An 18,902-nucleotide genomic window follows, 5' to 3' on the forward strand; every position below is an offset into this window, starting at 1 on the left:
TTGTTGATGATGCCGGCAAAAGCCTGCACGCATGAAAAAAGCCCCGCAGAGTGATCTGCGGGGCTTTTCAATGAAGCGTACGGCTTACTTGACGATATTCACGGTCGGGGCGACATAGGCGTCGTCGGTCGGGTGGGTTGGATGGGCCAGCTCGCTATGCAGCTTGTCCATGTCCAGTTCTTTTTCCCATTTCGACACGACGATGGTGGCCACGCCGTTGCCGACGAAATTGGTCAGCGCGCGGCATTCGCTCATGAAGCGGTCGATGCCCAGGATCAGCGCCATGCCGGCCACGGGAATCGTCGGCACGACGGCCAGGGTGGCGGCCAGGGTGATGAAGCCGGCGCCCGTGATGCCGGACGCGCCTTTCGAGGTCAGCATCGCCACGCCCAGGATGGTCAGTTCCTGCCAGATGGTCAGTTCCGTGTTGGTGGCTTGCGCCACGAACAGGGCAGCCATGGTCATGTAGATATTGGTGCCGTCCAGGTTGAACGAGTAGCCGGTAGGCACGACCAGGCCGACGACTGGCTTGGAGCAACCGAGACGCTCGAGTTTTTTCATCAGGGCCGGCAGGGCCGATTCCGACGAGCTGGTACCGAGCACGATCAGCAGTTCTTCCTTGATGTACAACAAGAAGCGGCCGATGGAGAAGCCCGTGTACTTGGCGATCAGGCCCAGCACGACGAAGACGAACAGGAAGCAGGTCAGGTAGAAGGAACCCATCAGTTTCGCCAGCGGGATCAGCGAAGCCAGGCCGTATTTACCGATGGTAAAGGCCATCGCGCCGAATGCGCCGATGGGAGCGACTTTCATGATGATGTTGACCATGCCGAAGATGGCATGCGACAGCTCGTCGATCAGCTTGGTGACCGGACGGCCGCGCTCGCCCAGCAGGGACAGCGAAAAGCCGAACAGGATGGCGATCAGCAGCACTTGCAGGATGTCGCCCTTGGCGAAGGCGTCGACGAAGGTCTTCGGGATGATATTCATCAGGAAGTCGACGGTGCTCATGCCTTCGGCGTGCGTGTATTGCGCGATCGACTTGGCGTCCAGGTGGGCCGGATCGGCGTTGAAGCCGGCGCCCGGTTTGAGGATGTTAGCAACCAGCAAGCCGATGGCCAGCGCGAAGGTGGAAACCACTTCGAAGTACAGCAGCGCCTTGCCGCCCACGCGGCCGATTTTCTTCACATCCTGCATGCCGGCGATGCCGGAGACCACGGTACAGAAGATCACCGGGGCGATGATCATCTTGATCAGTTTGATAAAGCCGTCGCCCAGCGGTTTCATGTCGACAGCGTTCGTTGGGTAGAACACCCCCAGCAGCACGCCAGCCACGATGGCGAACAGCACCTGTACGTACAGGATTTTATAGAATGGTTTTTTCACGAGTGGTCTCCTCTTGCGGGTTGATGCTGCGATCATCCGCCCATTGCCAGGCAGGCTCAATTGTGGATAACCGCAGATATGCATTTTCGCTATATCGGGTATTGCGCCATGGCGAAGGTGCCAGTGCTGTGCTGCGGCGCAGCATTTCAGGCGCGCGCTTGGAGCATTGCCCGCGCTGCGCTACACTGCCGTAGCGTCGCGCGCGAGGCAACCGGCAAATCGCCGGTTTCTTTGTTTTTTACTACCAAATAACGACGCCGGACAAAACCGTAGCGAGCGGAAGGGAGTTGTGGCCGAGAAGCGCAACCGTACTTTGGTACGGTGAGCATCGCAGGCCGCAACCACCGACGCGCAGTAGGTTTTCTCCGGTGTTATAAGGAATCGCATGATCGAAGCGAGCATCAAGTCAGTGCAATGTATCTCCCCCGCAGGCTTGCACACCATGTCGTATAAAGAGTGGGGCACGGCGGACAATCCGAACGTGCTCGTCTGCGCCCATGGCGTGACGCGCGTGGCGGACGACTTCGACAACCTGGCGCGCGCCATGGCCAGCGATTACCGCGTGATCTGCCCCGACGTGGTGGGCCGCGGGCGCTCGGGCTGGCTGGCCAACCCGCAGTTTTACCGCGTGCCGCAATATGTGAGCGACATGGTGACCCTGCTGGCGCGCGTGCTGGCCAATGGCGAGCGCCAGACGGTGGACTGGTTCGGCACCTCGATGGGCGGCTTGATCGGCCTGGGCCTGGCATCGTTGCCGGACAGCCCGATCAGCAAGCTGGTCTTGAACGATATCGGCCCGACACTGGCGCCGGAAGCCTTGCAGCGCATCGGCGACTACATCGGCCAGGACCTGCGTTTCGAGACATTCGAGCAAGGCGCCAGGTTCGTGCGCGACGTGTCCGCCAGCTTCGGCCCGCACACGGACGCGGAATGGCATAAACTGGCGGTGGATGTGTTGCGCCAGGATAAGGATGGCCACTGGCGCCGCCACTATGATATGGGACTGGCCATGCCGTTCCGCTCGGCCACGCCGGAATCGGCGGCCAGCGACGAAGCCATGCTGTGGGCCGCGTATGATGCCGTGCGCTGCCCCACCTTGCTGGTGCGCGGCTCGGAATCCGATCTGCTGTCGCACGAGACGGCCACGCTCATGCTGGGCCGCGGCCCGAAGGCGGAGCTGGTGGAAATCGCCGGCGTCGGCCATGCGCCCACGTTCGTGCACGACGACCAGATCGCCATCGCCCGCAAGTTTTTGCTAGGCAAGTAATACCGCTGTACAGATTTTGAAACAACCGAAAGAAGAAGCATGGAAATTACACGACTGCACGTAGGCAAACGCCTCTCCGAAGTAGCCATACACAACAACACCATCTACCTGGCTGGCCAGATTGCGGAAGACACCACGCAGGGCATCGTCGGCCAGACGCGCGAAGTGCTCGGCCACGTCGACCGTCTGCTGATGGAAGCGGGCAGCGACAAGACTTGCATCCTGTCGTGCCAGATCTACATCGCCGACATGAAAGATTTTCCCGGCATGAATGAAGTGTGGGATGACTGGGTGGCTTCCGGCCACACGCCGCCGCGCGCCACGGTGGAAGCGAAGCTGGCCAATCCGGCTTGCCTGGTGGAAATCGTCATCATCGCTGCAGAGCGTTAAGTTATTCAGTTGTTGAGTTATTAAGTTTAAAGGTATTACATGGTTTCCATCTCGGCCCCGAATAGCGTCACCTCGGAACAACTGGTAGAGGGCTTGAGTGCGCCGGACAGCGCGCGCGTGCTGGACGCGCTCGCGTATGCCACCGAAGCGTATGGCGACAAGCTGACCTTTGCCGGCCGCTCCGCGCTGGAGTTCGCCCTCGGCGTGGCCACCACGCTCGCTTTCCTGCGCAGCGATGCGGAAACGCGCATCGCCGGCCTGATGTTCGAGCTGACCCTGCTGGAACCCGACACGGCGGCCGATATCGAGCCGCGCTTCGGCAAGCAGGTGTGCGACCTGGCAACAGGCGTGCGCCAGCTGATCCGTTTGCGCGCGCTGACCCAGGCGCAGCATGGCAGCGCTGGCGGGCGCGGCAAGAATGCGGCGCAGCAAGCCGTGGCCCAGGTGGAAACCCTGCGCAAGATGTTGCTGGCGATGGCGTCCGACATGCGCGTCGTGCTGGTGCGCCTGGCTTCGTGCGTGACCACCTTGCGTTACTTTGCTGAACTAAAACTGTTCAATGAAATGACGCGCGAGTATGGCAAGGAAACGCTGGACCTGTACGCGCCGCTGGCCAACCGCCTCGGTATCTGGCAGCTGAAGTGGGAACTGGAAGATTTGTCGTTCCGCTTCATCGAGCCGGAAGCGTATAAACGCATTGCCAAGATGCTGGAAGAAAAGCGCATGATGCGCGAGGGTTTTGTTTCCTCGGCGATCTTGCGCCTGCAGACGGAGCTGGCCTCGGCCGGTATCCAGGCGGAAGTGTTTGGCCGCCCGAAACACATTTACAGCATCTGGAACAAGATGCGCGGCAAGGAGCTGGACTTTACGGCCCTGTACGACGTGCGCGCCTTCCGCGTCATCGTCGCCGACGTGAAAACCTGCTACACGGTGCTGGGCGTGGTCCACAATATCTGGACCCCCATCCCGAAAGAATTCGACGATTACATTTCGCGGCCGAAACCCAACGGTTACCAGTCGCTGCACACGGTGGTGACGGCCGAGGATGGCCGTCCGCTGGAAGTGCAAATCCGCACGAATGAAATGCACAGCTTTGCCGAGTACGGCGTGGCTGCGCACTGGCGCTACAAGGAAGAGGGCGGTTCGAACTTTGCCGGCCAGAAATACGACGAAAAGATCGCCTGGCTGCGCCAGTTGCTGGCGTGGAAAACGGAAGTGGCCGACGCCGTCGTAGGCCAGGAAGAAATCCAGCGCGAATGGGTGGAAAAGCTGAAATCGGCCACCCTGGACGACCGCATCTTCGTCATGACGCCGCAGGCGCGGGTGCTGGAATTGCCCGTGGGCGCCACGCCCGTCGATTTTGCGTATCACTTGCATACGGACGTGGGCCACCGCTGCCGTGGCGCCAAGGTCGACGGCATCATGGTGCCGTTAAATACGCAATTGAAGAACGGCCAGACCTGCGAAATCATCACGGCCAAGGGTGCGCCGGGCACGGCGGGGCCGTCGCGCGACTGGCTCAGCGCCGGCTACGCCGTCAGCACGCGCACGCGCTCGAAGATCCGCGCCTGGTTCCACGCCATCGACATGCAGGAAACCCTGGCCCATGGCCGCGCGCTGGTGGAAAAATCCTTGCAGCGCGAAGGCAAGACGGCCGTCAACCTCGAAGCGTTGGCGCAAAAGCTGGGCTTTGCGAAAGTCGACGAACTGTTCCTGTCGGTGGGCAAGGATGAATTCAGCCTGCGCCACGTGGAGCAGGCGCTGCACGACAATGGCGAAGTGGTGGTGCCGGAAGACGCCGTTCTGGTCGGCAAAAGCCGCGCGTCCAGCGTGGAGCAGGGCGCCAAATCCGGCGTGCTGGTGGTAGGCACGGAAGGCCTCATGACGGTGCTGGCCAAGTGCTGCAAGCCGGCGCCGCCGGACAGCATCGTCGGTTTCGTGACGCGCGGCAAGGGCGTCTCCATCCACCGCGCCACGTGCAAGAACTTCGAGGAAATGCGCGCCAAATCGCCCGAGCGCGTGATCTTCACGGAGTGGGGCAGCACGGGCGGACACGATACCGTGTATCCTGTCGACATCTTCATCCTGGCCGGCGACCGCCAGGGCTTGCTGCGCGACATCTCCGAAATTTTTTCGCGCGAAAAGATCAACGTGATCGGCGTCAACACCCAAAGCGCCAAGGGCCAGGCCCGCATGACGTTTACGGCCGAGATCAGTTCGACGGCGCAGTTATTAAAAGCGCTGAATGTGATCAAGGACGTCAGTGGCGTGCTGGAAGCAAGAAGAAGTTAATTTATCCGTGGGAGTCCGGCCCGGATTCCCACGTTTCTTATCAATGCGTCTTGTCGCTCGCATGCAGCCCCGCCATCGTGGCCGTCTCCGGCTGCAAAGTAATGTGGTCGATACCGTGCTTGCTGAGTAACATTTTCTTGATCGCGCGCAATACCTTCGGCCAATGGTCGAGGTGCTCGATTTCCACGTGGCCGATCAGGGCCGGCTGGCCCGGCGACATGTCCCACACGTGCAAGTCGTGCACGGCAATCACGCCGTCCACTTCTTCCACGTCCGCACCCACCTGGATGTAGTCGATATGCATGGGCACGCCTTCCATCAGGAAATGGTAGGACTCGCGCAGCACGCCGAATGTCGACTTTAAAATCAGCAGCGACACCAGCACGGAGAGCAGCGGGTCGATCTGCATCCAGCCCGTGAAGTAAATCACGGCGCCGGCGACGATGGCGGCGACCGAGCCCAGCAAATCGCCCATCACGTGCACGAGGGCGGCGCGCGTGTTCACGCTTTGCTTGTCTTTCGATAATACCCACGCCACCACCACGTTGATCGCCAGGCCGATGAAGGCGACGATGAAGACCATGCCGCCCTTCACGGGTTGCGGGGAGGAAAAGCGCAGCGCCGCTTCGTAGCAGATCCAGCCCACCACGCACAGCATGGCCAGGCCGTTTACGAAGGCGGCCAGCGCCTCGGCGCGGCCAAAGCCGAACGAGTGGCGCGGCGAAGGAGGGCGGCGCGCGATCAGTTGCGCCAGCAGTGCCAAGCCCAGCGCGGCCGCGTCCGTGACCATGTGGCCCGCGTCGGAAATCAGGGCCAGCGAATTGGACAGGAAGCCGGCCGCCACTTCGATGCCGGCAAATGACAGGGTCAGCCCCAGCGCCCACGCGAGGATACTTTGGCTGCGCCCCTCGAACGAGTGGGTGTGCTTGGCGTCGCCCTTCAGGTGGGCGTGCAAATGGGTGGCGTCGTGTTCGGTGTGCGTCGGCTGCATGGAATGCTTTGTGGAATGATGTTGCCGCCAGTGTAATTGAAAAGCAACAATATAGTCGGCACGAAAAAAAACCTGCAAGCCCGGAGGACTGCAGGTTTTTGATGGAACAGGCAATTTTATTGCGCCGCCGTCTCGCCAAACTTCCCTTCACGGAAATCCTGTACGGCCTGGAACACTTCTGCCTGGGTATTCATGACAAACGGGCCATATTGCGCGATCGGTTCGTTCAAGGGCTGGCCGGCGACGAGGATCACGCGGCCGCCTTGCGGCGCTTCGATGCGCACGCAGTCGGATCCTGGCGTGTTGGCGAAAATCGCCATGCGCAGGGCGGGCACGGCCTTGCCATCGACTTGCACTTCGCCACGGAAGGTGTACAGGAAGGCATTATGGCCTGGCGGCAAGGGCTGCTCGAAGCTGGCGCCGGCCGGCAAGTCGATGTCGAGGTACAGCGGTTCCGTCAGCTCGCGCTGCACGGCGCCCGTCACGCCATGGCTGGCGCCGGCGATCACTTGCACGGTCACGCCCGCGTCCGTCGTGTAGCGGGGGATTTCGCTGCTGTCGAAGTCGCGGTACCACGGCGTGCGCATCTTGTCGCGCGCGGGTAGGTTCAGCCACAGCTGAAAACCTTCCATCACGCCTTCTTCCTGTTCCGGCATTTCCGAGTGGATCACGCCGCTGCCGGCCGTCATCCATTGCACGCCGCCCGAGGTCAGCAAGCCTTCGTGGCCCGCGCTGTCCTTGTGGCGCATGCGTCCCGTGATCATGTACGACACGGTTTCGAAGCCGCGGTGCGGATGCTCGGGGAAGCCGGCGATATAGTCGTTCGGCTTGTCGCTGGCAAAGTTGTCGAGCATCAAGAACGGGTCGAGGCGGCGCTGCAGCTGCTGCGTCAGCACGCGGTTGATCTTCACGCCGGCGCCATCCATGACGGCCTGGCCGGCGATCACGCGCTCGACGGCGCGTGGTTTGTTGATGGTGGTGGTATCGCTCATTGTTCTCTCCTCTAGGCCAGGACGGCGCCAGTGCGCCGCCCCTTTCACTGCTGGGGATTACACCAGGATCGCGTTGATCTCGGCGTCCGCCTGGGCTTGCGCCTTGGCCACGGCTTCCGGGCCCATGCCCATGCCTTCCGAATACACGTATTGCACGTCGGTCAGGCCCAGGAAGCCGAACATGGTGTTCAGGTAAGGCACCTGGCTATCGTTGGCGCTGTCGCGGTGCAAGCCGCCGCGGGACAGGCCCACGTAGACTTTCTTGCCGGTCAGCAAGCCCACGGGGCCGTTTTCCGTGTACTTGAAGGTGACGTTGGCGCGGGCAATCGCGTCGAACCAGCTTTTCAGTTGCACGGTGATGCCGAAGTTGTACATGGGCGCGCCGATGACGATCACGTCAGCCGCTTGCACTTGCGCAATCAGCGCGTCGTCCAGGGCGATGCGGGCCGCCTGCTCCGGCGTACGCTTGTCCGCTGGCGTGAACAGCGCTTGCAGGGTCGGCTCGTCGAGCACGGGGTGCGGTGCGGCAGCCAAGTCGCGGCGCACCAGGGCGGCGCCTGGGTTGGCCGCTTGTACGCGGGTAACGATGGCGTCAGCCAGGCGGGTCGAGGCGGAACCGGTGCTGCGGGCGCTGGAATTGATTTGCAGGATGTTCATCTTGTTTCTCCGTTGTGAGGTGTCTTGCGATGGATGAACTATAGCAATTCCAAAATTGATGCGGAAGCCGTTAAAATGGATAACATTAATCCATTAGTGGAACAATCGAACGTAAAGGTCAGTGATGGATATCGATCCCGGAGATTTGCTGCTGTTCGCCCGCGTCGTCGAATGCGGCAGTTTCTCGCGCGCCGCCGTGCGCGTGGACTTGCCCAAGTCGACCCTGTCGCGGCGCATCTCGCTGCTGGAAGCGAAATTGGGCGAACGGCTGCTGCTGCGCACCACGCGCAAGCTGGCGCTGACGGAATTCGGCGCCAGCCTGCTCGAGCATGCGCGCAAGGTGGTCGAGGAAACGGAGGCGGCCGGCGCGCTGGCCCAGCACCGCCAGGCGGGACCCAGCGGCTTGCTGCGCATTTCCATGCCGGCCGATTTTGGCGACACGCTGATGCGCCAGGTGCTGGCCGAGTTCGTGCGCCGCTATCCGGCCATTTCGCTGGAACTGGACTTGTCGGCGCGTCGCGTGGATTTGCTGGAAGAGAACTTCGACCTGGCCATCCGCATGGGCAACTTGCCCGACGACGCTAGCCTGGCCGCGCGCCGCGTGGCCTTCAGCACCCTGGCGCTGTATGCCTCGCCGCAATACACGAGCGTGCACGGCTTGCCCGAGCATCCCGACGATCTGTATGGCCACGATTTGCTCAGTTTGCCACGGTCCGTGCATGGCCTCGTGCACTGGACTTTGATCCGCGGCAAGACGACGTGGGAACGCGACTTGCCCGTGCGCCTGCTGGCGAACTCGCCGGAATTGCTGGTGCGCATGGCGTGCACGGGCGTGGGCATCGCGGCCAGCACGGACCGTTTTGCCAAGGCGTATGTGGCGACGGGGGAATTGGTGCGGGTCTTGCCGGAATGGAGTTTTCCGCTCGTCACGGGCTGGGCCGTGTTTCCCGGCCGGCGCTTGATGCCGGCCAAGACGCGCGCATTTCTGGACTTGATGGAGGAAATGTACCGGACCGACGCGCCCGTCTAGGCGCGCGTCTTGCTGCCTTACTTGGGCAGCTTGCCCATGACTTCGCCCAGCTGCACGGGGCCGGCCGGCTGCCAGCTGGCATTGAAATCGACCGTGTTTTTCGGGAACAGCATGACGACGGTGGAACCGAGCAGGAAGCGGCCCAGCTCGTCGCCTTGTTTCAGCACGACATTGTCGTTGGCATAGCTCCAGTCGCGAATTTCACCCGTGCGGGGCGGGTTGACGACGCCGTGCCAGACGGTGGCCATGCTGCCGACGATGGTGGCGCCCACCAGGGTCATGACGAAGGGGCCGTTGGCCGTGTCGAACACGCAGACGACGCGCTCGTTGCGGGCGAACAGGCCGGGAATGCCGCGCGCCGTGGTCGGGTTGACGGAAAACAGTTCACCGGGAACATAAATCATGCGCGTCAAGCGGCCATCGCAGGGCATGTGGATGCGGTGGTAGTCGCGCGGGCTCAGGTACAGATTGGCAAAGCTGCCGTGTTCGAACTGGGCCGCCAGGGCCGCATCGCCGCCGACCAGGGCCGTCGTGCTGAAATGGTGGCCCTTGGCCTGGAAGATCTGGTCCTTGTCGATCGTGCCGAACTGGCTGATGCGGCCGTCGACGGGGCAGACGTAGTCCGCTTGCGCCAGCGGACGCGCGTCCGGGCGCAGCGCGCGCGTGAAAAAGTCGTTGAAGCTCGCGTAGTGCGTGATGTCCGGGTCCAGCGCCTCATCCATGTTGACGTTGTAGCGGCCGACGAACCAGCGGATCAGGCGCGTCGTCATGGCGCCGCCCTTGGCACCGGCGATCCGGCCGGCAAAATTGGTCAACGCTCCCTTGGGCAGCAGATATTGAGGCAAAACGGCAAGACGGTCAGACACGATGGGAAGCCTTTGACGGGGTGATGGGAACAATGATGAAAACGCATTATAGCGGCGATGTGGCGCGCAATGATATGTACCGTATGCAAGGGGGCGTAGCGCAGCCGGCCGCCGAATTTAATTTGCCATAGGAAATATTTTCAGGAAACTGTGCCACGCGGAAAAAATTACAGCACAATACAGCGGCCTGTTTTTTAGCTTTTAGCCATTTTTATTCAGCCAACTTTTTTAGCCAGGTCATGATGCCACGCCGTTGCCTTCGCCTTACCGTCCTTTGTTCCTCCGTGTTACTTGCCTGGAATGTCCAGGCCCAGCAATCCGAAACGCCAGCCGCGGATGCCGCCGCTGCGCCGCTGAAGGCAGAGAAGGCCGAGAAATCCGCCGCTCCCGCCATGCAGACCGTGGAAGTGAAGGGCAGCGGCTACGATCCGCGCCGCGACGATACGGCCAGCAAGATGATCGTGGGCAGCGAGGAAATCCTCAAGTATGGCGACACGAATGTCACCGACGTGCTCAAGCGCTTGCCCGGCATTACCGTGTCCGGCGCGGCGGGGCGCTCGGGCGGCGAAATCCGCATGCGGGGCCTGGGCAGCGGCTATACGCAGATATTGCTCAACGGCGAGCGGGCGCCGGCTGGTTTTTCGCTCGACACCCTGTCGCCCGACGTGATCGAGCGCATCGAGATCTTGCATGCGGCCAGCGCCGAATACAGCACGCAGTCGATCGCCGGCACCATCAACGTGGTGCTGAAAAAGGCCGTCAAGACGGCGCAGCGCGACGTCAAGCTGGGCGTGGGGGGCGGGCGCGATGCGTTTTCCAGCAATGGCAACCTGCAATTGTCGGACAAGGATGGCATTTTTTCCTATTCGCTGGCGGCCTCGTTTTATCGCTACGATTATCACTATGAAAACCCGGCACGGGACCTGGGCTATGCACCGGAAGGCCAGCAAAATCTGCTGCGCAGCAGCAAAGGCACGGGCGATGGCCGTTCGGAAGGTATCAATATGTCGCCGCGCCTGAACTGGGCTTTTGCCGGCGGCGACAATCTGACGGCGCAATTTTTCCTGAATGTGGGACGCAACGAAAGCCGTACGCACAGCCGTACCGACACGCTCATGGGCTTGCGGCCGGACTACGATACGAATGACAGCGACGGCGGCAACCATTATGTCTTTGGCCGTACGGATCTGACCTGGGTGCGCAAGCTCGATGGCGGCGCCAGGCTGGAGCTGGGACTGCGCGTAGGCCTGAGCAATAATTCCTCCGATAACCATCCGCTCGGCCATATCGATGGCGTGGGACTGGCGCTGGACCGCAGCGCGCGCGTGGATGCGTCGGAAAAGAGCGTGTCGTCCACCGGCAAGTATTCTTCGCCGCTCATCCCGGGCCATGCCTTGTCGATGGGCTGGGATGGCAGTTACGGCAAGCGGGATGAAGAGCGCTGGCAGCGTGAGCTGGCCTTGCCGGGCGGGCGCCCTCCGTTCAACGTCGATGAAGACTTCAATGCCGACATCAAGCGCCTGGCGCTGTATGCGCAGGATGAGTGGGAAATCACGCCGCGCTGGTCCATGTATGCGGGCGTGCGCTGGGAAGGCATCGATACGCGCAGTATCGGCAATACCTATGACGAGGTGCAGCAGCGCAGCAGCGTCTGGAGCCCGCTGCTGCAAACCTTGTGGAAATTGCCTGATACCAAGGGCGACCAGGTGCGCCTGGCCTTGACGCGCACCTACAAGGCGCCGGCCACTTCCAGCCTGATTCCACGCCGTATGATGTCGACGAACAATAGCCAGACCGAGCCTGACCGCGAAGGCAATCCGAACCTGAAGCCGGAGCTGGCGCTGGGCATCGACGCTTCCTACGAACATTACTGGGCCGAAGGCGCCTTGCTCAGCGCGCGCGCCTCGGCCCGCCGCATCGATGGCTACACGCGCCAGGGTTTGTTATATATCAATGAGCGCTGGGTATCGACGCCCGTCAACGACGGCCGCGCGAATACGCAGACACTGGAGCTGGAAGCGAAGTTCCCGCTGCGCGCCGTGCTGGCAGCGCCCGTGCCGGCCATCGACTTGCGCGCCAGCGTCAGCCGCAACTGGTCGCAGGTGGAGCACGTGCCGGGACCGGACAACCGGCTCGACCAGCAAACCCCCGTCAGCGGCAACTTTGGCCTCGACTACAAGACGCCCGATGGCATGCTCACCACGGGCGGCAGCTTCAATTTCCGCAATGGTGGCCCCGTGCGCATCACGGAGCGTCAGAGCGCCTACACGTCGCCGCGGCGCGATCTCGACATTTATGCGCTGTGGAAATTCGATGCGAAGAACCAGTTGCGCCTGGCCGTGTCGAACCTGCTGGCGCAGGATTTTGAAAGCACCACCACGTATGCGGATGCCAGCGGCACGATCGTGCGCAACAACATTTCGCCGAGTTCGCCGCAGGCGCGCGCGACCATGGAAATGAAGTTCTGATGGCGATGTTTTAGTTGTGAAACCCCGGCCGGCATCCCCGCTGGCCTATAATCTCGGCAATCGCGCGCACGGCCCGTCCGTGCGCGCCACCTTTTCCTTTGCCAAGATTGCTTTTCCCATGACGTTTTCCTCCCTCGGCCTGATCGATCCCCTGGTCCGCAAACTTGACGAGCTCGGCTATGCCAAGCCCACGCCCGTGCAGGCGCAAGCGATTCCTGCCGTGCTGGCCGGGCGCGACCTGATGGCCGCCGCCCAGACGGGCACGGGCAAGACGGCCGGCTTTGCCGTGCCGCTGCTGCAGCGCATGACCCTGGAAGGCGTGGTGGCGCCCCAGTGCGTGCGCGTGCTGGTGCTGGTGCCCACGCGCGAACTGGCCGAGCAAGTGTATGCGAGCTTCCGCAGCTATGGCGGCAACTTGCCGCTGCGCAGCTTTGTCGCGTATGGCGGCGTGCCCATCGAGCCGCAGATCAGCAAGTTGCGCAAGGGCCTCGACGTGCTGGTGGCCACGCCGGGCCGTTTGCTCGACCTGCAGACGCAGGGCGCCGTCAAGTTCGAGCAGGTGCAAACCCTGGTGCTGGACGAGGCGGACCGCATGCTGGACCTGGGCTTCGAGCGCGAACTCGATATATTGCTGATGACCATGCCCAAGCAGCGCCAGACGCTGCTGTTCTCGGCCACCTTCTCGGACGCCATCCGCGCCATGGCGAAAACCATGTTGAAGGATCCCGTCTCGGTGGAGGTCAGCGCGCGCAACAGCACGGTCAAGGCCGTGAAACAGTCGGTGATCGTGTGCGACAAGAAACGCAAGCCGGAACTGTTTTTGCACTTGCTGAAGAAAAAGCGCTGGGGCCAGGTATTGGTCTTCGTCAAGACGCGCAAGGGTGTCGAGTTGCTGGTGAACACCTTGCTGGAGCAGGGCGTGCGCGCCGATTCGATTCACGGCGACAAGACGCAGCCGAACCGCCTGCGCGCGCTGGCCCGCTTCAAATCTGCCGAAGTGCAAGTACTGGTAGCCACCGACGTGGCTGCCCGCGGCCTCGATATCGACCAATTGCCCGTCGTCGTCAATTTCGACTTGCCCACCGTGGCGGAAGATTATATTCACCGCATCGGCCGCACGGGCCGCGCGGGCGCCTCGGGCGAAGCGGTCTCGCTCGTTTGCGCCGACGAGGTGGAATTGCTGTCGGCCGTGGAAGCGCTGACCCGGCAAACCCTGAAACGCAACGAGGAAGCCGGTTTCGAGGCGGAACACCGCGTGCCGGGCACGTCCGCCGGCGGCACGATACAGAAGAAAGCCGTCAAGGTGCTGGCGCCGAAGGCGGCGGAGCGGGCGAAAAAACGCCGCTTCTACAAGTAAGCGGGGAAGTTGGCCGGGCAGGGCAAGGCGCGCAGCACGGATATGCCATTCGTGCCATCATGCGCCTATGACCTCGATACCTTTGTTCCCGCTCAATACGGTGCTGTATCCCGATGGCTATCTGCCCCTGCAGATATTCGAGGTACGCTACCTGGACATGATACGTCAGTGCATCATGGGCGAGCAGCCGTTCGGCGTGGTGCAGCTGCTGGACGGCGCGGAAGTGCGCAAGCCGGGCCAGCAGGAAACCCTGGCGCCCGTGGGCACCCTGGCGCGCATCGTCGACTGGGCCGCGCCCCTGTCGGGCTTGCTGCAAATCAAATGCATGGGCATGCAGCGCTTTCACATCGTGTCCAGCGAGCAGCTGAAGCACGGCTTGTGGGTGGCGCGGATCGAAATTTTGGCACCCGACAAGACCATCCCCATCCCGCAAGAGCAGCAGAACGTGGCTGACGCGCTCGGCGCCCTGATCCGCACCTTGCAGGAGCAAAAGATCCCGCCTGAGCAAATGCCCCTGCAGCCGCCATACCGGCTCGACGAATGCGGCTGGGTGGCGAACCGCTGGTGCGAGCTGCTGTCGCTGAACGCCATGCAGAAGCAGCTTCTGCTCAGCCAGGACAATCCCGTGCTGCGCCTGGAACTGGTGCAGGATATGCTGACGGAGAATGGCTTGCTGGAAGAATAAATCAGCCGAAGCCGCATGTTTGCACACGCTTCCGTTGTGCAATTGCAATTTCTATTGAGAAATACTTTACGCTTTGCCGCCGCTGGCATAAGATAATGCCCCTGGGCAAGATTGCCCTGAGCAATATTCAAGAGTAGACGACATGGCAAAAGTAAGCGCGGAACAGATCAATGCGGCAATGGAAGCGATGGCGGGCGAAGGGCAGGCCATCACGGTGCGCGCCTTGCGCGAACGGCTGGGCAACGGCGCCTGCCTGGGCACCATCAGCAAGCTCTTGCAGCGCCGCAAGGCGGGTGCGCAACGCCAGATCGCTGCCGCCGCCGAACTGTCGCCCGTGCTGCAGCAAGCCATCCTCGATTATGTAGGACAGGAATTAAGCGCCAGCCACAGCGCGCATGAAGCCGAGATGAACGACAATCAACAGGAATTGATGGACCTGGCCAGCGAGAACGAGCGCCAGCAAGAGTTGCTCGACTTGCAGGCCGGCGAGCTGGAAACCTTGCGCGAGGAGCTGGAACGGGAGCGGCAAGTGGCGAACCAGGCCCGCACGGACCTGGCCAAGGCGCAGCTGCGCCTGGAAGGCTTGCCGCGCCTGGAAGAGGCGGCCGAGCAGGCGCGCATGGACCTGGCCAAGGCGCAATTCAAGCTCGAAGGCATCCCGCGCCTGGAAGAGGCTGCCGAAGCGGCACGCGCCGAACTGATCCAGGCCCAGCTGAAGCTGGAAAGCCTGACGCGCGTGGAAACGGAACTGGCGGCCGCGCGCCTGGAACTGGAAGCGGAACGCGAAGAGCTGGGCGAAACGCGCGCCGAGCTCGATGAAGAGCGCACCTTGCGCATCAAGGCGCAGCAGTTCATCGTCGATCCGATTTTCAAGACGCCCGTCTGAGGACGCCCGGCCCCGATGCGTCCCAGGGTGACGTGACGTCATGCGGCCCTGTGTTAGGCGGCGCACGGAATCGCGATGCAAGGCGCCGCAGAATAACTGCTGGACCTGAGCGCGAAAGGGGCCGGCATGGAAACGCTGATCGTCATGGGCGCCTCGGTGGGCGGCGTGGAAGCGCTGTCCGCCATCTTTTCCGCCTTGCCTGCCAATATGCCGGCGCCTGTGCTGGTGGTCGCGCATGTGGGGCGGCGCAGCAGCGTGCTGCCCGAGATTCTCGCTAAAACCTCCGCCTTGCCCGTGCGCTTTGCCGAAGAGCGCGAACCCGTGCGCGCGGGGCGCATCCTGCTGGCGCCGCCGGACCGGCATATGCTCGTTGCCAACCTGGCTGGCCAGGCGACGGTCGGGCTGAGCCGGGGCCCCAAGGAAAACCATACGCGTCCCGCCATCGACCCGCTGTTCCGCAGTGCCGCCGCCGCTTTCGGGCCGAAGGTGGTGGGCGTGATCCTCAGCGGCTATCTCGACGATGGCACGGCAGGCTTGCAAGCCATCAAGGCTTGCGGCGGCAAGGCGCTGGTGCAGGAGCCGCAGGACGCGGTGGCGCCGTCGATGCCGCAAAGCGCGATCGAGCATGCGGGGGTGGACTGGCGCTTGCCGGCCGCCGAGATCGGCCCGGCGCTGCTGGCGCTGGCCAGCGGCACGCCGGCCCGCGCCGCGCAACCCTTGCCGCCCGCGCCCCCATGGATCGCCGTGGAAAACCGTTTTGCCCGGGGAGTGGGAAATATGGACCAACTGGAAAAAATTGCCACGCCATCGACTTTCACCTGTCCCGAATGCCAGGGCACGCTGTGGGAGCTGCACGGCCAGCAGCCGCAGCGTTTTCGCTGCCATACGGGCCACAGTTTCACGGCGCAAATGCTGGGCGAGTTGCAGCATGACAAGGCGGAAGACGCCATCTGGGCGGCCGTCAGGGCACTGCAGGAAAAAGAACGGCTGTACCTGAACCTGGCCGCCAAGGCCCAGGCCTGGCTGCATCCGGGCACGGCCAGCGAATATGCCGCCAAGGCGCGCCAGGCGGGCGAGCAGGCCGATGTGCTGAAACGGACCTTGCTGGCTTAAAATAGCGCACTGTCGCGCCATGCCGCGCGGCGCCTGATCGCAAAGAAGATTTATGTCTGCAGAAAAAAAAGAACCGCTCCCGCTTGCGGCAGCCCCCATATCGACGCGCGCACTGCCGCCCAGGCCGCCGGCAGAATTCAGTTCTGCCGCAACAGCCCTTGCGCACAAGCAAGCGCGCGAAGCCAAGGATGCGCAGGTGCGCGGCGTCACCTCGATCGACGCCATGCGCGAGGCCATCAAGCAGGCGGCGCGCGACTTGCCCAGCATCACCGAGGTGCCGCGCCTGGCCATGCTGGACGCCGCCGCCTTCCGCGCGAGGGCCGCGCTGGGCCTGCCTTTCCTGATGCGCGGGCTGGTGCAGCGCTGGCCCCTGTCGGCCCTGGGTCCCGACGTCTTGTGCGAACAGTTCAGCCATGTGCCCGTGCGGGCGCGCGTGGGCGACTACATCAACACGGCTTTTGCGGCCGACCGCGCCATGCAGGATATGTCGATGGGGCAATACCTGGACCTGGTGGCAGAGGGCAGGCACGCGTTGCCGCCTTACCTGGGCAACCTGGAATTGCGCGAACTGAACCGTTTGTGCCACTGGCCCACGTATTTCGACAAGATGGGTCCGCCGCGCTTCTGGGTGGGGCCGGCCGGCACGGTCACGCCCCTGCATTGCGATTACGACGACAATATCTTCGCGCAAGTGTGGGGCCGCAAGCGCATCATGTTATCGCCGCCGCACCACGACGCTTTCCTGTATCCGAGCGAGGCGAACGCCATCCTGTTCGGCTCGCCCTTCGACCCGGAAGCGCCCGATTTCGAGCGTTTTCCCCTCGCGCGCCAGGCTGCCATGATCGAATGCCTCGTCGAGCCGGGCGACATGCTGTACGTGCCTGCCGGCTGGTACCACCAGGTGCGGGCGCTGACGTTTTCCCTGTCCTCGAACCGCTGGGCCAGGGCCGTGCCGCTGGCCTTGCATGGCGATGCGGCGCTGCGGCGGCGCGGGGACTGAAGCTTATGGCTGCACGGCCTTGGCCGCGCCGCGGCCCCGCTTCGGCCGCCATTCGCTGAGGATGCCCGCACAAATGATCAGAATCGCGCCCACGATGGCCAGGGCCGGCAGGCGCTCGCCCGCGATGCGTCCGATCACGCCGGCCCAGACCGGTTCGCCCGCATAGATCAAGGTGGCCTTGGTGGCGGAAATGCGCTTTTGCGCCCAGTTCATCACGTACTGGATCAGCGCGCTGGCGCAGCCCAGCGCCAGCACGCTGAAGATGAAGGTCTTGCTGAGGACGGGCGGCGCTTCGCCCATGACGGGCATCAGCAGCAGGGCGATCAGGGACGCCGTGGCCAGTTGCACGATGGTCACGCGCAGGATGTTCAATTGCGGCGAGACGCGGCTGATGAGGATGATTTCCAGGGCGATCGCGATGGCACCCACGGCCGTGATCAGCTCACCCGTGCCAAAACCCATGCTCAAGCCATCCGTGCCCGTCAATAACAGCAAGCCGATGAACGCCAGCACGACGGCCGCCCACACGGCAGGGTGGGGCCGCTGCTTGAAGACCAGCCATTGCACCAGCGGCACGATGGGCACATAAAAAGCCGTGATGAAAGCGGACTTGCTGCTCGTGATATACATCAAGCCATAGGTTTGCAGCGCATAGCCGCCAAAGATGCTCACGCCGATGGCCATGCCCGTCAGCAACTCCGCTTTCGTCAGCTGGCGCAGCTGGCCCCGGCAAATCAGGGCGCCGATGCTGGCGGCCACGGCAAAGCGGGCGGCGACAAAGGCCAGCGGCCCGCTGACCGTCATGGCATGTTGCACCACGAGAAAAGTGCCGCCCCAGATGAAGGTGATGGCGATCAGGGCCAGTTCGGGCATGCCGAGGGCGGGCGGGGGACTTGCGTGTGTTTTCATGGGGAGCTATGCTATGAGCAAAATATTTCCCATCATGATAGGAGCAATATATTGCGCAGTCAAGTCGAGGCCGGTGGCGTGCTGGAACACCTGGCCAAAAATCTGCGGCGTTTGCGCCTGGCCGCCGGCCTCAGCCAGGACGAGCTGGCCCGCCAGTCGGGCCTGAGCCGGCGCATGGTCAACGGCGTCGAGGCGGGCGGCACCAACATCAGCCTGGCCAACCTCGACCACGTGGCCGCCGCCTTGAACGTGGCCTTCGTCGACCTGGTCCAGCCGCCGCGGCAGCCGCACGACAGCTTGCGCGTGCTGATGTGGCAAAGCGCATCGCAAGCCAGCCAGGCCGTGCTGCTGGGGGCGGCGCCCGCCAGCCACCAGGTGGAGCTATGGTCGTGGATACTGGCGCCGGGCGCGCGCTACGATGCCGATCCTGATCCGGCCGGCTTCAGCGAAATGCTGTACGTGCTGGAAGGCGAGCTGCAGCTGGAGCTGGCGGCCGGGACGAAAACGCTGGGGACGGGCGATTTTTTCGTGTTCAGCAGCGCGCAAGCGTATAGCTATGTCAACGCTGGCTCATCCACCTTGCGCTTTACGCGCAACGTGGCCAGCTGAGGGG

At 62.9% G+C, this 18,902-nt stretch carries 17 protein-coding genes; 11 read left to right on the forward strand and 6 right to left on the reverse strand.

The genetic code is table 11. The features are described from left to right. Positions 1-84: 84 nt before the first annotated feature. The gene (locus tag O3301_RS00415; protein WP_289905371.1) at positions 85-1,422 is read right to left on the reverse strand and encodes a dicarboxylate/amino acid:cation symporter; all 1,338 of its coding nucleotides are present in this window, start codon (positions 1,420-1,422) and stop codon (positions 85-87) included. A gap of 349 nt (positions 1,423-1,771) precedes the next feature. On the opposite strand from O3301_RS00415, the gene O3301_RS00420 reads away from it, so the two are divergent. From O3301_RS00420 to O3301_RS00430, 3 genes are read left to right on the forward strand one after another with little or no spacing between them, the layout of a single operon-like run. Further along, on the forward strand, positions 1,772-2,653 hold the full coding sequence (locus tag O3301_RS00420; protein WP_305055160.1) for an alpha/beta fold hydrolase: 882 nt from the start codon (positions 1,772-1,774) through the stop codon (positions 2,651-2,653). Positions 2,654-2,692: 39 nt separating this feature from the next. Continuing rightward, positions 2,693-3,043 carry a RidA family protein gene (locus O3301_RS00425; protein WP_034784210.1) on the forward strand — a complete coding sequence of 117 codons (351 nt, stop codon included), beginning with the start codon at positions 2,693-2,695 and terminating at the stop codon, positions 3,041-3,043. A gap of 39 nt (positions 3,044-3,082) precedes the next feature. After that, positions 3,083-5,335, forward strand: a complete 2,253-nt coding sequence (locus O3301_RS00430) for a bifunctional (p)ppGpp synthetase/guanosine-3',5'-bis(diphosphate) 3'-pyrophosphohydrolase (protein ID WP_099664369.1) — start codon at positions 3,083-3,085, stop codon at positions 5,333-5,335. A 40-nt stretch (positions 5,336-5,375) separates the two neighbouring features. On the opposite strand, the gene O3301_RS00435 is transcribed toward O3301_RS00430, so the two are convergent. The 3 genes from O3301_RS00435 to O3301_RS00445 form a co-directional block, all read right to left on the reverse strand. Then, positions 5,376-6,326: a cation diffusion facilitator family transporter gene (locus O3301_RS00435; RefSeq protein WP_305055161.1), complete on the reverse strand. Its 951-nt coding sequence runs from the start codon at positions 6,324-6,326 to the stop codon at positions 5,376-5,378. A 116-nt stretch (positions 6,327-6,442) separates the two neighbouring features. Beyond that, positions 6,443-7,318 carry a pirin family protein gene (locus O3301_RS00440; protein ID WP_305055162.1) on the reverse strand — a complete coding sequence of 292 codons (876 nt, stop codon included), beginning with the start codon at positions 7,316-7,318 and terminating at the stop codon, positions 6,443-6,445. A 57-nt stretch (positions 7,319-7,375) separates the two neighbouring features. Then, positions 7,376-7,975 (reverse strand): FMN-dependent NADH-azoreductase, encoded by a 600-nt coding sequence (locus tag O3301_RS00445; RefSeq protein WP_099664366.1) that lies wholly within the window; start codon positions 7,973-7,975, stop codon positions 7,376-7,378. Between the two features lie 124 nt (positions 7,976-8,099). Here O3301_RS00445 and O3301_RS00450 point away from each other — a divergent pair, with 124 nt between their 5' ends. After that, a complete protein-coding gene (locus tag O3301_RS00450; protein WP_099664365.1) occupies positions 8,100-9,005 on the forward strand; it encodes a LysR family transcriptional regulator in 906 nt (301 codons plus the stop codon). 17 nt (positions 9,006-9,022) lie between these two features. On the opposite strand, the gene asd is transcribed toward O3301_RS00450, so the two are convergent. Further along, entirely contained in the window at positions 9,023-9,871 is an 849-nt protein-coding gene (asd, locus tag O3301_RS00455) for an archaetidylserine decarboxylase (protein ID WP_251349155.1), read from the reverse strand. A gap of 284 nt (positions 9,872-10,155) precedes the next feature. Between asd and O3301_RS00460 the strand changes: the two genes are divergently transcribed. The 6 genes from O3301_RS00460 to O3301_RS00485 all read left to right on the forward strand — a co-directional run bounded on the left by O3301_RS00460 (position 10,156) and on the right by O3301_RS00485 (position 17,380). Next, positions 10,156-12,339: a TonB-dependent siderophore receptor gene (locus O3301_RS00460; protein ID WP_305055163.1), complete on the forward strand. Its 2,184-nt coding sequence runs from the start codon at positions 10,156-10,158 to the stop codon at positions 12,337-12,339. Between the two features lie 118 nt (positions 12,340-12,457). Further along, on the forward strand, positions 12,458-13,696 hold the full coding sequence (locus tag O3301_RS00465) for a DEAD/DEAH box helicase (RefSeq protein ID WP_305055164.1): 1,239 nt from the start codon (positions 12,458-12,460) through the stop codon (positions 13,694-13,696). A 67-nt stretch (positions 13,697-13,763) separates the two neighbouring features. Further along, positions 13,764-14,381 (forward strand): LON peptidase substrate-binding domain-containing protein, encoded by a 618-nt coding sequence (locus O3301_RS00470; RefSeq protein WP_099664363.1) that lies wholly within the window; start codon positions 13,764-13,766, stop codon positions 14,379-14,381. Between the two features lie 142 nt (positions 14,382-14,523). Then, positions 14,524-15,267: a DNA-binding protein gene (locus O3301_RS00475; RefSeq protein WP_046684938.1), complete on the forward strand. Its 744-nt coding sequence runs from the start codon at positions 14,524-14,526 to the stop codon at positions 15,265-15,267. Between the two features lie 126 nt (positions 15,268-15,393). Beyond that, positions 15,394-16,380 (forward strand): chemotaxis protein CheB, encoded by a 987-nt coding sequence (locus tag O3301_RS00480; protein WP_305055165.1) that lies wholly within the window; start codon positions 15,394-15,396, stop codon positions 16,378-16,380. A gap of 52 nt (positions 16,381-16,432) precedes the next feature. Beyond that, positions 16,433-17,380: a cupin-like domain-containing protein gene (locus tag O3301_RS00485; RefSeq protein WP_305055166.1), complete on the forward strand. Its 948-nt coding sequence runs from the start codon at positions 16,433-16,435 to the stop codon at positions 17,378-17,380. Between the two features lie 3 nt (positions 17,381-17,383). Here O3301_RS00485 and O3301_RS00490 read toward each other — a convergent pair whose 3' ends face one another. Continuing rightward, on the reverse strand, positions 17,384-18,289 hold the full coding sequence (locus tag O3301_RS00490) for a DMT family transporter (protein WP_289915580.1): 906 nt from the start codon (positions 18,287-18,289) through the stop codon (positions 17,384-17,386). A 51-nt stretch (positions 18,290-18,340) separates the two neighbouring features. Between O3301_RS00490 and O3301_RS00495 the strand changes: the two genes are divergently transcribed. After that, complete coding sequence (locus O3301_RS00495; RefSeq protein ID WP_305055167.1) at positions 18,341-18,898, forward strand: XRE family transcriptional regulator; 558 nt, start codon at positions 18,341-18,343, stop codon at positions 18,896-18,898. The last annotated feature ends 4 nt before the right edge of the window (positions 18,899-18,902 follow it).

It is taken from the genome of Janthinobacterium sp. SUN211 (assembly GCF_030587315.1).
Classification (GTDB): Bacteria; Pseudomonadota; Gammaproteobacteria; order Burkholderiales; family Burkholderiaceae_D; genus Janthinobacterium; species Janthinobacterium kumbetense.

Excerpts from the sequence above, each read along its gene's own strand:
- O3301_RS00445 (WP_099664366.1), bottom strand. The coding sequence starts at position 7,975 with ATGAACATCCTGCAAATCAATTCCAGCGCCCGCAGCACCGGTTCCGCC.
- O3301_RS00480 (WP_305055165.1), top strand. The coding sequence starts at position 15,394 with ATGGAAACGCTGATCGTCATGGGCGCCTCGGTGGGCGGCGTGGAAGCG.
- O3301_RS00435 (WP_305055161.1), bottom strand. The coding sequence starts at position 6,326 with ATGCAGCCGACGCACACCGAACACGACGCCACCCATTTGCACGCCCAC.
- O3301_RS00485 (WP_305055166.1), top strand. The coding sequence starts at position 16,433 with ATGTCTGCAGAAAAAAAAGAACCGCTCCCGCTTGCGGCAGCCCCCATA.
- O3301_RS00415 (WP_289905371.1), bottom strand. The coding sequence starts at position 1,422 with ATGATCGCAGCATCAACCCGCAAGAGGAGACCACTCGTGAAAAAACCA.
- O3301_RS00475 (WP_046684938.1), top strand. The coding sequence starts at position 14,524 with ATGGCAAAAGTAAGCGCGGAACAGATCAATGCGGCAATGGAAGCGATG.
- O3301_RS00425 (WP_034784210.1), top strand. The coding sequence starts at position 2,693 with ATGGAAATTACACGACTGCACGTAGGCAAACGCCTCTCCGAAGTAGCC.
- O3301_RS00420 (WP_305055160.1), top strand. The coding sequence starts at position 1,772 with ATGATCGAAGCGAGCATCAAGTCAGTGCAATGTATCTCCCCCGCAGGC.
- O3301_RS00470 (WP_099664363.1), top strand. The coding sequence starts at position 13,764 with ATGACCTCGATACCTTTGTTCCCGCTCAATACGGTGCTGTATCCCGAT.
- O3301_RS00490 (WP_289915580.1), bottom strand. The coding sequence starts at position 18,289 with ATGAAAACACACGCAAGTCCCCCGCCCGCCCTCGGCATGCCCGAACTG.
- O3301_RS00440 (WP_305055162.1), bottom strand. The coding sequence starts at position 7,318 with ATGAGCGATACCACCACCATCAACAAACCACGCGCCGTCGAGCGCGTG.
- O3301_RS00430 (WP_099664369.1), top strand. The coding sequence starts at position 3,083 with ATGGTTTCCATCTCGGCCCCGAATAGCGTCACCTCGGAACAACTGGTA.
- O3301_RS00465 (WP_305055164.1), top strand. The coding sequence starts at position 12,458 with ATGACGTTTTCCTCCCTCGGCCTGATCGATCCCCTGGTCCGCAAACTT.
- O3301_RS00450 (WP_099664365.1), top strand. The coding sequence starts at position 8,100 with ATGGATATCGATCCCGGAGATTTGCTGCTGTTCGCCCGCGTCGTCGAA.